Annotated in this window: 11 protein-coding genes; 1 reads left to right on the forward strand and 10 read right to left on the reverse strand. The window is 47.1% G+C overall.

Translation table 11 applies throughout. From position 1 onward, the window contains the following. Positions 1-72 precede the first annotated feature (72 nt). From JFC06_RS05230 to JFC06_RS05255, 6 genes are all read right to left on the reverse strand, one after another. A complete protein-coding gene (locus JFC06_RS05230; protein WP_198334225.1) occupies positions 73-1,830 on the reverse strand; it encodes an AMP-binding protein in 1,758 nt (585 codons plus the stop codon). Positions 1,831-2,149: 319 nt separating this feature from the next. Beyond that, complete coding sequence (locus JFC06_RS05235; RefSeq protein ID WP_198334226.1) at positions 2,150-3,382, reverse strand: FAD-dependent oxidoreductase; 1,233 nt, start codon at positions 3,380-3,382, stop codon at positions 2,150-2,152. A gap of 183 nt (positions 3,383-3,565) precedes the next feature. After that, positions 3,566-4,297 carry an amino acid ABC transporter ATP-binding protein gene (locus tag JFC06_RS05240; protein WP_198334272.1) on the reverse strand — a complete coding sequence of 244 codons (732 nt, stop codon included), beginning with the start codon at positions 4,295-4,297 and terminating at the stop codon, positions 3,566-3,568. Between the two features lie 177 nt (positions 4,298-4,474). Beyond that, positions 4,475-5,146, reverse strand: a complete 672-nt coding sequence (locus JFC06_RS05245; RefSeq protein ID WP_198334227.1) for an ABC transporter permease subunit — start codon at positions 5,144-5,146, stop codon at positions 4,475-4,477. Beyond that, positions 5,143-5,889 (reverse strand): amino acid ABC transporter permease, encoded by a 747-nt coding sequence (locus JFC06_RS05250; protein ID WP_198334228.1) that lies wholly within the window; start codon positions 5,887-5,889, stop codon positions 5,143-5,145. Before JFC06_RS05250 ends, JFC06_RS05245 begins: the two co-directional genes overlap by 4 nt. Positions 5,890-5,985: 96 nt before the next feature. After that, positions 5,986-6,969, reverse strand: a complete 984-nt coding sequence (locus JFC06_RS05255; RefSeq protein WP_193006824.1) for a glutamate/aspartate ABC transporter substrate-binding protein — start codon at positions 6,967-6,969, stop codon at positions 5,986-5,988. A 367-nt stretch (positions 6,970-7,336) separates the two neighbouring features. Here JFC06_RS05255 and hslO point away from each other — a divergent pair, with 367 nt between their 5' ends. After that, complete coding sequence (hslO, locus tag JFC06_RS05260) at positions 7,337-8,317, forward strand: Hsp33 family molecular chaperone HslO (RefSeq protein ID WP_198334229.1); 981 nt, start codon at positions 7,337-7,339, stop codon at positions 8,315-8,317. A 154-nt stretch (positions 8,318-8,471) separates the two neighbouring features. Here hslO and JFC06_RS05265 read toward each other — a convergent pair whose 3' ends face one another. The 4 genes from JFC06_RS05265 to JFC06_RS05280 form a co-directional block, all read right to left on the reverse strand. Beyond that, positions 8,472-9,950, reverse strand: coding sequence for an alpha/beta fold hydrolase (locus JFC06_RS05265; protein ID WP_198334230.1), 1,479 nt, complete (start codon positions 9,948-9,950; stop codon positions 8,472-8,474). A gap of 183 nt (positions 9,951-10,133) precedes the next feature. Further along, a complete protein-coding gene (locus JFC06_RS05270; RefSeq protein ID WP_198334231.1) occupies positions 10,134-12,377 on the reverse strand; it encodes a PhoX family protein in 2,244 nt (747 codons plus the stop codon). A gap of 264 nt (positions 12,378-12,641) precedes the next feature. Next, the gene (locus tag JFC06_RS05275; RefSeq protein WP_226949573.1) at positions 12,642-13,271 is read right to left on the reverse strand and encodes a fumarylacetoacetate hydrolase family protein; all 630 of its coding nucleotides are present in this window, start codon (positions 13,269-13,271) and stop codon (positions 12,642-12,644) included. 181 nt (positions 13,272-13,452) lie between these two features. Then, positions 13,453-14,178: an ABC transporter permease gene (locus JFC06_RS05280; RefSeq protein WP_193006829.1), complete on the reverse strand. Its 726-nt coding sequence runs from the start codon at positions 14,176-14,178 to the stop codon at positions 13,453-13,455.

The raw sequence follows: 14,178 nt of genomic DNA on the forward strand, positions 1-14,178 counted from the left end.
GATTTAAGACAAGCGAATCCCTCATTTATATGGGATGGAATCTTCATATGGGATAGAATCTCTCACGCCAGATCACTCTAACGCCAATTCCTTGATCATGTGCTCGGCGATTTTATATTTCTGAATCTTGCCAGTGACGGTCATGGGATACTCATCAACAAAGCGAAAGTGGGTCGGTACTTTATAATGAGCGATGTGCTCACAACAAAACTGCCTTACTTCCTCTTCGCTTAAACTATTAGGCTCTTTTGCAATAATCCACGCGACCAATACTTCGCCATAGTGCTGATCTGGTATGCCCACAATTTGTACATCCCGAATCTTGGGATGACGATACAGATAGTTTTCGACTTCTACTGGATAGATGTTTTCGCCGCCACGAATGACCATGTCTTTACTACGTCCAACCACAGTAATATAGCCATCTTCATCCATCGTGGCCAGGTCTCCCGTATGCATCCAACCATCCTGAATGGACGCGCGCGTTTTAAAACGACTGCCCCAATAGCCTTTCATGACTGCGTAGCCGCGCGTGAGTAGCTCACCCGTCTCACCAATCGGGACGATATCACCCGTTTCAGTATCGACAATTTTAACCTCAAGTGCTGGCAGCACCATTCCCACTGTAGACACTCTTTTTTCCAGAGGTGTTTGCGTGCTGGTCTGACAGGAAGCGGGACTGGTCTCCGTCATCCCATAAGCAATAGTCACCCCGCTCATGTGCATCTTATCGATGACACGGCGCATGACTTCAATAGGACACGTCGTGCCGCCCATGACGCCAGTTCGTAAACTGGATAAATCAAAATTGTCAAACTCAGGATGATCGAGCTCCGCAATAAACATTGTTGGTACGCCAAGTAAAGCGGTGCACCTCTCTGCTTCTACCGTTTGCAGCACTTTCAGCGGATCGAAACCATCATTAGGATAAACCGCGCAACCACCGTGGGTTAAAATGGCTAGGTTACCTCCCACCATGCCAAAACAGTGATAGAGCGGTAAGGGAATACACAATCTATCCTCCTCTGTCAGGCGCATTCCTTCGCCTATAAAATACCCATTGTTTAAGATATTGCGATGGCTGAGCGTTGCACCCTTTGGGGCGCCTGTCGTACCACTGGTAAACTGCACACTAATAGCATCGGTATTTTTTAGCTGGGCCTGACGCTCAGCGACGCGCGGATCATTGGCATCACCCTCAGCCATCCACGTAGAGAACTTCTGCATAAAACCAAACTCTTCATCACTGCTTGGCTCATCGATCCAAATGATGCGCTCAATCGTCGGAATCTCAATCAAGTCAAGCTGGGTATAGTCTTTATGATAAATCTCAGGACACAGCTCACGAATCAAACTGGCGTAATCACTGCTTTTAAAGTGACGCATCAGCACCAGTGCGGAGCAGCCCAATTTGTTGAGCGCGTACTGTAGCTCAAAGGTACGATAGGCAGGGTTGATATTGACGAGGATGACACCGGCCTTTGCGGTCGCTAATTGCATCAATAGCCATTCAGCATTGTTGTGTGACCAAATGCCGATGCGATCGCCAATCTCAAGTCCCATCTCAATCATGGCACTTGCCAACTGATTGACCTGTTGTTGTAGCTGTTGATAATTCCAGCGGATGTTTTGATGGCGAGAAACCAGTGCGTCGCGCTCAGGATATTTGGAGACAATAGCATCAAAAAAATCCCCAATGGTCGCTTCAATCAGCGGTACATCAGGACCTTTATCGTAGCTTTGGGTCAGTGGCGCGTTTTCCGAGCGTGCACCTACATTGATAGTGGGAGTATTACTTAGAATAGCGTTGAAATCAGGAGTTTGCGTCATAACGAGTCCTTTCGTTTTGCTTGTAGAGGTGCTATTGATACTGGTCAGTAGACCGTTCTTCCTTGAACAGAACTTACACAGCGTTAGCTACTATACCGCCATAAATGAAAATCTGTCAATAATATCAATACAATGTGTATCACTTAATGAGTCATTTAAAATCCTAGCTTAGCAGCAGATAGCACAAAGGCTTGACCGTCATTTGCCATAAAAAAACCAGTCACACCATTTTGGGTATGACTGGTTTAGACGTGAAAAGCGACTATTAATCATTTTACTACAGATTTATCTGATAAGACTGCCAGCTTTAAGCCGCTTTCTATGCTTTAGGTGTTGGTGGCGCTTTGATGGTCACTGTGGCGCTAACTTTATGGTTATCGTCGAGCAACTCCATCATCAGCTCATCGGCACTTTCGCTCGTCACTTGCCAGTTACCCTCAGAACGCGGTACGCCCGTTGCCATCACAGAGATGGCTTTGTTTTTTAGGCGAATCATCGGCGGTTTGTGGTCATAACCGCCATGCTCATGCCCTAAGATATCATCAGCGATGGTCGCAGCCTGTGCGCGTAACGGCGCAACATAGCGACAGGCGACCCCATTGATCGACATACAGTCGCCAATGGCATAAATATTGTCAGTATTGGTACGCAATGTGGGCGCGTCAACCACAATCCCAGTGCGGCGATCAAACTCAACACCAGCGGCAGTCGGCAACTTATCATCAACGGTCAGACCCGTACTGGCAATGACATGATCAACGAGCAAGGTTCCAGATTGCAAATCGGTGCGACTGTCAGTTGACCCTATTGGCTCATAGCTGACTTGCAACTTGCCCTCATGTCCGCTGTCACTGCTACGCGTGACCTCAGACACCTGATAACCACCCAAAAACTGAATGCCTTGTGACTTCACGGCTTGGGCGATACGAGCGGTCGCTTTTGCGGGTAGCATTTGCGATAGTGGTGCGTCATTTAAATCAATCAACGTCACTTGATGCCCTGCTTTTAGCAAGTCCTCTGCAATCTCAGTCCCAACCATGCCAGCACCGACAATAGCAACTTGCTGACTGCCTGTCGCTAGCTTTTCTTGGAGCTGGCCAAAGCGTTCGATATGGTTGACGTGCCAGACCAGATCCTCCGGTAGGCTTTTTGGAAAGATAGGATGTGCGCCCATCGCCAGCACCATTTTTTCATAGCTCACCACAGCAGGGGTTTCTGCTTGTTCAGTAGCCGCGCATTGTACGGTTTGACTCACAGGATCAATATCAAGTACGTGGGTATTGGCAAGTAACGTCACTTGGGCAGTCTTTGCCGCATCACTTCCTGTCGCTCGCACCAAATCTGACGCACGTTTGTTTTGGCTAATCGCCATCGTCAGCATTGGCTTGTGATAACGATCACCACTATCCGCTGTGATCAAGGTGATCGGAATGTCTGCGTCTTTCGCACGGATGGCATCGATGACATGCCAACCTGCCAAGCCTGCACCAATAATGACGACACCGTTTTCTGATGATGTGGCCGATGTTGCCGATAGGTTTTCTGCGCTCATATTAGCTCCAATATAGCTGAGGAATTATTTTAATTATCAAAATATTGACCGCTATTGTATCAGTAAACAGATAGTCACTCACCTACGCATTCAGGCGTACTGACTATATATAAACGTATTCGCAAAAAAAGCGCCTAATGCTAGACGCTACTTTTCAAATAAAAAAACCGTTCAATTTACACGCTAATGATTCAAAATCTTAGACAAAAACAGTTGTGCGCGCTCACTTTTTGCTCCCTCAAAAAACTCCTCCTTACTACAGTTTTCTACGATATGCCCTTCATCCATAAAGATGATACGATTGGCCACCTGACTGGCAAAACCCATTTCGTGCGTCACACACATCATGGTCATACCATCACGTGTCAGCTCGACCATGACATCGAGCACTTCTTGAATCATCTCAGGATCAAGCGCCGAGGTTGGCTCATCAAACAGCATCGCCACAGGATCCATCGCAAGCGCCCGCGCAATCGCTACCCGCTGCTGTTGACCACCAGACAACTCCGCTGGATATTTCGCTGCTTGTACCGTCAGACCGACGCGGTCTAGATACGCCATGGCTTTTTGCTTGGCCTCACTCTCTTTGCGTCCCAGCACTTTGATCTGCGCAACCGTGAGGTTGTCAATGATGGTCAAATGCGGAAACAACTCAAAATGCTGAAACACCATACCCACGCGGCTGCGCAATTTAGGTAAATTGGTCTTCGGTGCCCCAACTGAGATACCATTGACCATGATCTCACCTTTTTGAAAAGGTTCCAGCCCATTTACCGTCTTAATCAAAGTAGACTTGCCACTACCCGATGGCCCACAAACGACGACCACATCGCCTTTATGTACATGGGCGGTACAGTCAGTGAGCACTTGAAAGTCGCCATACCATTTGCTGACACTGTCCATCTCAATGACCATCTCATCACTAGCATGCCCACTGTTGGTGACCAGTCCACCAAAAGCATTCATATACGTATCAGCTTCGCTCATCACTGGCTCCTAACCACATTATTTTTGATAGTCGTCATTAATAATCGTCATTAATAACCGTTGTTCAATAAAAGTTTTAAAATTAAAGTACGGACTAAGTTAATCTTAAAACCTTAAACGCTTTTGTAGCTGTTGCACGCCAATGGAGGCGCTCAAACTGATGACAAAATAAACGGCACCCGCCCCTAAAATATAAGGCGTCAGTAAGCCCATTAGCTCGCCGCGGACATAGGCGGCGCGAAAAAAATCCGTCAGACCAATGGCAAACACCAGTGTCGTATCTTGGAATAAAATAATACACTGCTGCAAAATCAGTGGCAGCATCTTGCGAAAGGCTTGCGGCAAAATAACCAAGCGCATAGTCTGCCCATAAGTCATACCTAAGGCTTTAGCGGCATTAACCTGCCCACTACCAATCGATTGAATACCGGCACGGACCACCTCTGAGAAGTAAGCGGCCTCAAACATCATAAAGGCCACCACACACGAGGCAAAAGCCGCGTCAAGTTGTAGATACTTATCTGCTATCCAAAAATAAATCATCGGTACGGCAAAATAAAACCACAGTAGTACCAATAGTAGCGGTACAGAACGGAAATAATTGACGTATAGCTTCGCTGGAACTTCAAGCGCTTTGATACCAGACAAGCGCATCAATGCCAATACCGTCCCTAAGCTGATACCACCAAGAATCGCTAAAAACAATACTTTTAAAGTGGTGAGCATGCCGCCCATCAAACCCGGATAGGCCGTTGCCAACTCGGTCATCATATTCATTTCTGACCTCCTGCAATCAGTCCAGGCACACGCAATTTACGCTCAATCAAACCCATAATAGCGATCAAGGATAGATTAAAAACCAAATAGATAATGGTCGCATAGGTATAAATTTCGATGCTGTTTTGGGTATATTCACTGATGGTTTTGGTTTGGCTAATCAGCTCCATCACCCCCACTAAAGAGGCCACAGACGCGTTTTTAAAACAGTTGGTCAGCTCAGAGCTGAGTGGGGGCAAAATGATACGAAACGCCTGCGGTAACAGCACTTCTTTATACACCTGCGGAATACTAAAGCCCAGCGCATAAGCGGCATTAACCTGCCCCTCAGGCAACGACTCAATACCGGTACGTACCTGTTCGACGATACGCGCGGCGGTAAATAGACCCAGACCAATACTCGCTGATAGCATGGCGGAGGTATTTGGCGATAAATCCTTATACCACCACTCTTGAATCGTGGGCGTAAGCCACCCAGGGGCAATATAAAACCAAAAAAACAGCTGAACAAGCAGTGGAATATTGCGAAAAAATGTCACATAAGCCGTACCAATTGTACGAGCGGTCTGATTGGGCAAGGTGCGCATGATACCAAAAACAGTACCCACCACCATGGCGATAACCCAGGCAATACTGCCAATCAGTAACAGCCAGCCAAGCCCCGTAATCATCCAATGGATATAAAGCTCGTTACCGATACCCGTATGCTCAAAGAGCACACCCCAGTTCCAGCTATAATTCATGCTTGTCTCTCCGAGCAGCGACCAAAAAGCCAACGCGCCAGATTAACTGTGTGTGTCAATCCGAGCGCGCAAGCAAGCTATGTTGAAGGACAGTAATTACTGTGCAGGCGCCGCTTTTGGCTGCGCGCTATCATGGGGATTGGCAATCAAGGTTTTTAAGTTGTCGGACATCTCAAAGTTTAGATTGACGTTTTTCGGCGGGATCGGGTTCAAGAACCACTTGTCATAAATGCTATTGATCTCGCCTGAACTAAAGACATCGGTCAGTGCTTCATCGACCACCGCTTTGAACTCTGGGTCATCTTTACGCATCATACAACCATAAATCTCAAACGACTGCGGCTCACCCACAATCACCCACTCATCAGGATTTTTTGCTTTGGCTTTTTCGCCAGCCAGCAAGACATCATCCATCATAAAGGCATCGGCGCGGCCATTTTCTAGCATAAGAAAGCTTTCGCCATGGTCTTTTGCTGAGATAATATTGATGTCCATGTTGTTTTCGTCATTGTATTGACGAATGTAACGTTCTGAGGTCGTTCCCGCTGTCGTCACCAAGGTTTTGCCTTTTAGATCAGCAAAGTCTTGAATACCAGAGTCTTTTTTGGTCAACAAACGTGTCCCAATTTCAAAGAAACCGTTAGAGAACGCCACTTGCTTTTGTCGCTCTTCGTTGTTGGTGGTTGAGCCACATTCAAAATCTACTGTGCCGTTTTGTACCAGTGGGATGCGAGTTTGTGAGGTAATCAAGTTATAACGAACATTGAGATCTGGCATGTTTAGCTTTTGCTTTACAGCCTCGACCACTTTCATTTCTAGATCATGCGCATAGCCAATAGGCTGATTGGGGTCATCAGCGATATAAGAAAATGGAATAGAGGAGTCACGGTGACCGACCACGATGGTGCCAGAGTCTTTGATTTTTTGTAGGGTGCCGTTGGTGTCTGCGGCGGCTTCTGTCGTTGTTGCATCGTCTGTTGACGCCGCATCAGTCGAAGTCTGATTGCTGTTATTACAGCCTACTAGGCCTAGCGCCATAAAGGCGGCCAGCGTCAACGGCTTGGAGAGTAAATAGCTCATGAAATACATCCTTTTATCACAATATTGAACGAGTGTTTTGACACACAGGCCTGACTATTCGACCTTATTGCCACGCATCCGTGTGGTTGTTGCTGTTGTTTATCACAATGCAACTTAATGTTACTGTACAACAAATTAAGGGGTGTAGGTAAACTTTTTTTAAGGAGACTGACATTTAAAAATTATTAGTCATTTGCGTTAATGACAGCGTAATAAGAAGACAGCATTTATGGACGACCCTTACCTCTATTTATCCCATACATTCTGTCAAAGAGGGACCATACCTCTCGGAAAACTGCTATAGGCAATTGATAAATCACAAGGAATCCCCATAAAGCTAACAACTTCTTAATACTACAAATGACCTATGACACAAGATACTCAAGCCCCAAATACAGAACGCCAAACCGCTGGCAACCATAGCGACAACGACGTACGCCAACGCTTCTTTATTGAAGATTCACCCGTGCGCGGTGACGTGGTGCGCCTATCACGCAGTTATGCAAGTACCATTGCCCAAAAGCCCTATCCTGAAGCCATCAAACGCCTGTTGGGTGAAATGCTAACAGCCGCAAGTTTGCTTATCAGTACCGTGAAAATTAATGGTCACCTGTCCATTCAACTACAGTCATCAGACAGCGACAGTTTGCTCAATTGGGCGATGGCTGAGTGCGATCAAGACGGCATCATTCGTGCCCTTGCCAGCTGGAAAGGCGAGACTGATGAGCAAGTGCAAGCTTGGGAAAACATGACGCATGCCAAAGAAGCATTTGCTGAACTGGGCGCAATGGGCCAAGGTGTGTTGTTTATCAATATTCAGCCGGAAGGTGGCGAACCGTATCAAGGTATCGTTGAGCGTAGCCATGATAATTTGGCTGACTGCTTAGCACATTATCAAAAACAATCGGCGCAGATTCCAACGCTCATTAGCTTAGCATCTGACGGCTTACAAGCAGGTGGCATGTTGGTACAAATGCTGCCTCGTACCGCTGAAGAAAACTATGAAGTTGAGCAAAACCAAGATGCGGGTATCGATGATGATTTGTGGACACGCTTGTCTGTATTGACACGCACCCTCAAGTCAGAAGAGCTGACCACACTGGATGCTAATGAAATTCTGTATCGCTTGTACCATGAAGAAAACGTGGTGGCACCCGAGCCGGTTGAGCTATCGTTTGGCTGCACCTGCTCACGCGAAAAATGTGAGATGGCAATCGAGCAAATTGGCGAGGCGGAAGCTTTGGATATCGTCGAAGAGCAAGGCGGCACGTTTGAGATGGATTGCGGTTTTTGCGGTGAAATGTATAAATTTGATAAAGATGATGTGGCAGCGATATTCGCCGACTAGTTTTTCTGAACAATCTAGGTTTAATCGTAAATTTAAAAACCCCTAAGCGTGATGCTTGGGGTTTTTTGTTTTTAGAAGTTTTAAAGGTTGTCTCACTACTCTATTTGAACCATTTTTATTTTTTTACTATTTTCTATATAGTTAAAAAAAATATCTATAGCGATAACGCCAAACTTTTAGGGTAAGAGTATATCCGAGGTTTGTCCACGTAGTCGCTGCGGCCATTGTCTAGTAACCATGCAACCACTTGCTCACGAACCCTTCTACTATGGATTAAGTTCACATGACTCACGCCATAAAACACCGCTTTATGCCCCTCTGGCACAAATAACGCGTGCTCAGCATCGTCCTCGCCCAGCGCAGATGCGACCGACACCAGACCATCACCCAAGAGACTGGTCATTTTAGAGTCATAATGCGTCTCGACCAAAGCGCTAGCGACAAAATAGGTTTTGATACCACTTGGCAAACGTGCAGGATGGCGAAAGTCTTGTGGCAGTACGCTGCGTCCCTCTAGCGCCTTCCAATCAGCATCACGGGTACTGCCATGCCGCAGATCAATAATACCCGCACTACGCATGTCACCAAGCTTGGCAAGTGAGCCTGCAAACGGCAGCTTGGCGATTATATCCTGTACATGATTGCCAATACGCTCTAGCATCGCACCATGATGCGGCGAGCCGAGCGTGATGAGATTGCCCACTCGTTTTACCCAGTCCAAGTGATCTTGCTCCCCGTAAAACAGCGCACTACGCGCGACCAAGCCGCCCATACTATGGCCGACCAAATCTATCTGACTGATATTGGGGCTATTATCGACCAATTCTTGCAGCACTTGCGAGAGCTTACGACCACTACGTGAGATACGTCGTCCCGTATTATAATCAAGATATAAAACTGTCGCCGCAGGCTGGCTGCGATCGATGGCATCGCCTAGTCCATGACCGTCTGTTGATTGCCAGCTCAAATGACTCATACACAGACCATGACATAAAATGATGACGCGCCCTGATAGAGCCTCGCATTGCGGATTGCCGTCTTTGTCATATAGCACCATCGGAATCGCAAGGGCGTTTTTATGATTCACCAGATGGTCGCCCATGACGCCATTGATCACATTGACCAGTTTTTTTAATGAGTCCGGCAATGGCTGAGCGTTTTTTTGGCTCATGACGGTTTTATACAGTCGCAGCACTGCTGCTAGATTGTTACCTACCTTCAGCATAATGTGGCGTATCGTGCCATAGATACGCCCAGTGATACCGCGCTGCCAATTATTCAGATGCCTGTCGTTAAATCGTCCTAAAGGACGCAATATCACTTCTCGGTGGATGGCCTCCACAATATCAGTCACCTCAACCACACCCATGGTCGCAAGCTGCGCCAATCCTTCAAAGAAGTCAGCCAATGTGACAGGCTTCGTTGTTGTCTCATTGCCATCATCCGCCAGCAGTTTGCCCAACTCTTCCACATCGATTGCTTCGAGTTGGTCGATCTGCTCATACACATCACTGTGTGATGGGACACTGCTGTCTGAGGAAAAATGCGCCTCAAGCTCATGCCGCGTCCGAGCACCGCTATTGGTGCTGCCACAGCGAATACTGTCGTTGTAAAACAAGTTGGGACTACTCATAGCGTTCATGACATTGGCACATTTAGCGAAAAAGGATAGCTTTCTATACTAGCTCTTAAACCTGATAAATAGAAGAGAGTGATTTGTATATAAGTTTGTTCGCAGAAAAACAAAAACCCCAAGCCATCACTTGAGGTTCTTACTGTCTAACCGTTCAATGCCTTTTAGATACCGATAAGCTTTTTATGTCGCACTATCTGTTGCATTAAATGACTCTGCCAGTATGACATCGCCATCTTCCTTAGTAATCATCACCGTTGCTGAGCGCGGCGTACTACCGCCTGCGACCGCTCCCCATGTATTACCGGGATGTTGGATATTAATAAAGAGTGTTTTGAAGTCTGGGGTCATGGTAATCCCAGTCACCTCGCAGCCTTCAGGGCCGACAAAAAACCGTTTGATATTATCATTACTGGCCGGCATCCCAACTCGCGTTTGCTGTCCTGCTGACGTGGTTATGGTAGTGCCATCGCTGACGTTACCAGGCAGCGCTGCCAGTAACATACAGCTGCTGGTATCGGTATAAGCCCCATCATCCGTCTGAATCCACAACACCCCGCGTGGATCAAAGTACAGACCATCAGGAGACGATAAGTCATTACTGGCATTTAATTGCGACAAGTTTTCTGCGGCCAGATCATAAGGCGTGGCAAACAGATAAATATCCCACTCAAAACTCAGCGCCGTATGATCGCCGCCCGCTTCTGCCCAGCGGATAATATGACCATTATCATTGCCACGCTCTTTGCCACCCACTTGATAGCTGCGCGGATTGGCTGCGGAAAGCGGTTGGTCGTCATCGACGCCGCGATTTTTATTGTTGGTCAAGGTCACATACACCTCGCCTGTCATCGGACTGACGGATACCCATTCGGGTCGATCCATTTTGGTGGCACCAACCACATCCGCTGCGGCACGAGCAAAGACCAGCACCTCATCTTGTCCATTAAAAGGCAACGCGCTGTTAGACGTATCCAAGCCATTTTGACCATGGATCAAGGCCTTCCATGCACCACTGCCATCTTCATTAAAAATAGCAACATATAGTGTGCCGTCATTTAGATATTTGTCGCCTGCTTTTAGGCCGCCGCCGATATCCGCATTTGACCACATGGCTTTGGAGACAAACTTATAGATATACTCGCCTCGCGCATCATCACCCATATAAAAGACCACGGGTTTGCCTTGTTCAACTGGCGCATACGCACAGTTCTCATGCGCGAAACGTCCCATTGCGGTACGCTTTTGTGGCACAGAGTTTTGATCAAAAGGGTCAATTTCTGTGATAAACCCAAAGGTGTTAAAGCCATTCCGATAATCTTCAGTAGCGTTTACACCAACCGCTGTCATATCCCAGCGTGAAAACTCATCTGTTAGGGTGGCATCTTTAGCATTAGGCGTGTGCCATAGATATTTTGAGCCGGGAGAATTTTCTGGTGCGCCGTAACGCTCGCGACCATAGTTATGCCCAGCACTTAGTTGACTGGCATCTTGCCCACGCGCAAACACGCCTAAAAAGTTTTCTTCTGTGGTCAGGTACGTGCCCCAAGGCGACAATCCTGCACCGCAGTTATTATTAATGCCGCGAGTCTGAAAACCCGTTGGGTCAAACTTAGTCTTCACCAAATCAGAGCCAGCGACAGGGCCGGCTAGTTGCGCTGTCGTACTGCTGGTGATACGCCGATTGTATTTTGAATTTGCTACCATCTCATAGCCCATGCCATCCGCTCGGCGGGTCATCTCCACCACTGCCACTCCATGACAGTTGACTTCACGGCGCACATCACTGGCAAGACGACGATTTTGAAACAAAGGCGCGGCATCATTGTCTCGAATGACATAGTAACCAAACGGACTTAAATCGCTACTGTTCACGTATTCATGATTCATCACCAGCAGACCATTTTCTGCCGCTTTGGCATCATAGGCATTGCCCTCTTTGCCAAAAAACCACATACCATCATGGTTGTCGCCCATGCGCCATTCAAAGGACTCAGCCGACTGCTCACGATTGTCTTTCCAATCTTCAATCCCAGACATCAGCGGTGTGCCAAGGGGCAATATCATTTCCGCTTTATAACCTTCTGCTACCGTCATGGTTTCGGCCGTTGAGTGCGCCACGGCTGTAAACTTCAAGGTTTCAGGGCGTTTTAAATCACCTTGGGCAGGAATAGCCGCATCATTGCCGTTTTCTATGATAGGCCTGCTACCGTTGTCATCATCGTCACTACAACCAACCAAAGGTAGCGCCCCAAAAAACGCCGCAGCCGTCAATCCTGTGCCGCCTTTTAGAATGCTACGACGGTTTAGACGACGATTGATAACGGTCTGAAAATCAGTGTTATTGGTCGGGTTTGAGTCTTCAACGATTTCGTGCGCGAGTTCTGGTTCTTTATTTAACTCTTTTCCTTTATTTAACAGTGTCATTATCAATCACCTTGCAGTTGGCTGGATTGGCGTAAAACGATGAGCGCGACTTAACGTTCCGTCCGCCAAAGTAAGAATTACGCCTAAGTCTACTGATGGTTTATGACAGTATGTTGAAAACTCGATGACAATCTAATGACAAGATTTGATGAGGGTGATAGCCATTAAGATACCCCTAAAAGCAACAACCCCCAAGCAATCACTTGAGGGTTGTTGAGAATGCACACTGAGTCGAAAAAATATACTATTGCTGCTATAAAAGACTTAGCGAACTTTTACCTGCCACTCATGGGCACCAAGTGTTAGTTTTAACTGGTCATTTTCTTGCAAGACACCCACGCCACTTGGCGTACCCGTCATGATTACATCACCTGCTTGCAAGCTAAAAGCGTGGCTAATCTCTGCGAGTAACTCATAAACCGAAAACAACATGAAGGCGCTATCGCCATCCTGTCGTAGCTCATCATTGATGGTGAGCTGATAATTTACCTGACTAAAATCAGCAAACGCTTGTGGTTCAAGCCAATCAGCCAGTACACACGCGCCATCAAAGCACTTAGCACGCTCCCATGGATGGCCTTTTTCTTTTAGCTTACTTTGAAGGTCTCGTAGGGTTAAATCCAGTCCTAATGTCACAGCGCCAATCGCTTGCTGCGCTTGTTCAACAGTTGCCGCTGACAGGTCCGCTGACAGCTGAATACACAGTTCCGCTTCGTAGTGAGTGTCGCCATATTTCGCGGGGTCAGGACGGACAATATCATTGCGCACACTGACCACGGACGATGCTGGTTTCATAAACAAGATAGGCGATTTTGGGATTTCATTGCCAAGCTCGCGAGCGTGTTCAGCATAGTTGCGACCGACGCAGACCACCTTACCGATGGGGGCTCGCATGCTATCATTAAAATTGGTGACGCTCGTATCCTCATTGACACTGGCAGCAATCGCATTGGCTAAAGACATGTGTGGTGATTGGCTCATACTAGGCGCTCACAGCAAATTATGGATATTTTGATAAGGCAGACGTGTCGCACTATCTACCCTTATTTTCTCACGCTATTTTCGTCACAAACACTCAGGGAACGGTGTTGGTCATCACATCTGGCGGCACATAGCTTGCATGGCGATTCATTCTTTTTTCAAACAATCTAAAGCTAAATAAAATCACCCATGACAATAACAGATAAATAATACCTGCCGCGAAGAACAGCTCCATTAAGGTATAAGTGCGCGCACTAATCGTACGAGCGACACCCGTGATATCCATCAATGCGATGGTTGACGCCAGCGCACTGCCTTTTAGCATAAAGATCACTTCGTTACTATACGCTGGAATCACAATACCAAAGGCGCGCGGTAAGGTAACACGTGTGAGCTTCTGCCACTTTGACATACCAATGGCGTCAGCCGCTTCCAGCTCCCCAACGGGAATCGTTTGGATAGCGCCACGAATGATTTCTGCCAAATAAGCACTGGTATTCATCGTAAAGGCAATAATGGCACACCAGTACGCTTGGCTTAGTACGGGCTCCCATAAGAAGGAATTACGTATGGCTTCAAACTGCCCCAGACCATAATAAATCAAAAATATCTGTACCAGTAGCGGCGTGCCACGAAAAAAGAAGATATAAGAAAACGGTAACACCTGTACCAGCCAGTTCTTTGACAAGCGCAACTGCGCTAAAATCAAACCAAAAAACAGCCCGATGATACCTGAGACAACGACCAGCTGTACGGTCAAAACAGCGCCGTTTAGTAACTCAGGAAGACTATCAAAAATAACCTGCCAATTCCAATCCAT

The sequence above is a fragment of the Psychrobacter namhaensis genome (genome assembly GCF_016107545.1).
GTDB classification, from domain to species: Bacteria; Pseudomonadota; Gammaproteobacteria; order Pseudomonadales; family Moraxellaceae; genus Psychrobacter; species Psychrobacter namhaensis.

Bases quoted from the DNA above. Each gene is read 5' to 3' on its own strand.
- JFC06_RS05250 (WP_198334228.1), bottom strand. From the start codon at position 5,889: ATGAATTATAGCTGGAACTGGGGTGTGCTCTTTGAGCATACGGGTATC.
- JFC06_RS05270 (WP_198334231.1), bottom strand. From the start codon at position 12,377: ATGACACTGTTAAATAAAGGAAAAGAGTTAAATAAAGAACCAGAACTC.
- JFC06_RS05255 (WP_193006824.1), bottom strand. From the start codon at position 6,969: ATGAGCTATTTACTCTCCAAGCCGTTGACGCTGGCCGCCTTTATGGCG.
- hslO (WP_198334229.1), top strand. From the start codon at position 7,337: ATGACACAAGATACTCAAGCCCCAAATACAGAACGCCAAACCGCTGGC.
- JFC06_RS05275 (WP_226949573.1), bottom strand. From the start codon at position 13,271: ATGCGAGCCCCCATCGGTAAGGTGGTCTGCGTCGGTCGCAACTATGCT.
- JFC06_RS05245 (WP_198334227.1), bottom strand. From the start codon at position 5,146: ATGAATATGATGACCGAGTTGGCAACGGCCTATCCGGGTTTGATGGGC.
- JFC06_RS05280 (WP_193006829.1), bottom strand. From the start codon at position 14,178: ATGGATTGGAATTGGCAGGTTATTTTTGATAGTCTTCCTGAGTTACTA.
- JFC06_RS05240 (WP_198334272.1), bottom strand. From the start codon at position 4,297: ATGGTCATTGAGATGGACAGTGTCAGCAAATGGTATGGCGACTTTCAA.
- JFC06_RS05230 (WP_198334225.1), bottom strand. From the start codon at position 1,830: ATGACGCAAACTCCTGATTTCAACGCTATTCTAAGTAATACTCCCACT.
- JFC06_RS05235 (WP_198334226.1), bottom strand. From the start codon at position 3,382: ATGAGCGCAGAAAACCTATCGGCAACATCGGCCACATCATCAGAAAAC.
- JFC06_RS05265 (WP_198334230.1), bottom strand. From the start codon at position 9,950: ATGAGTAGTCCCAACTTGTTTTACAACGACAGTATTCGCTGTGGCAGC.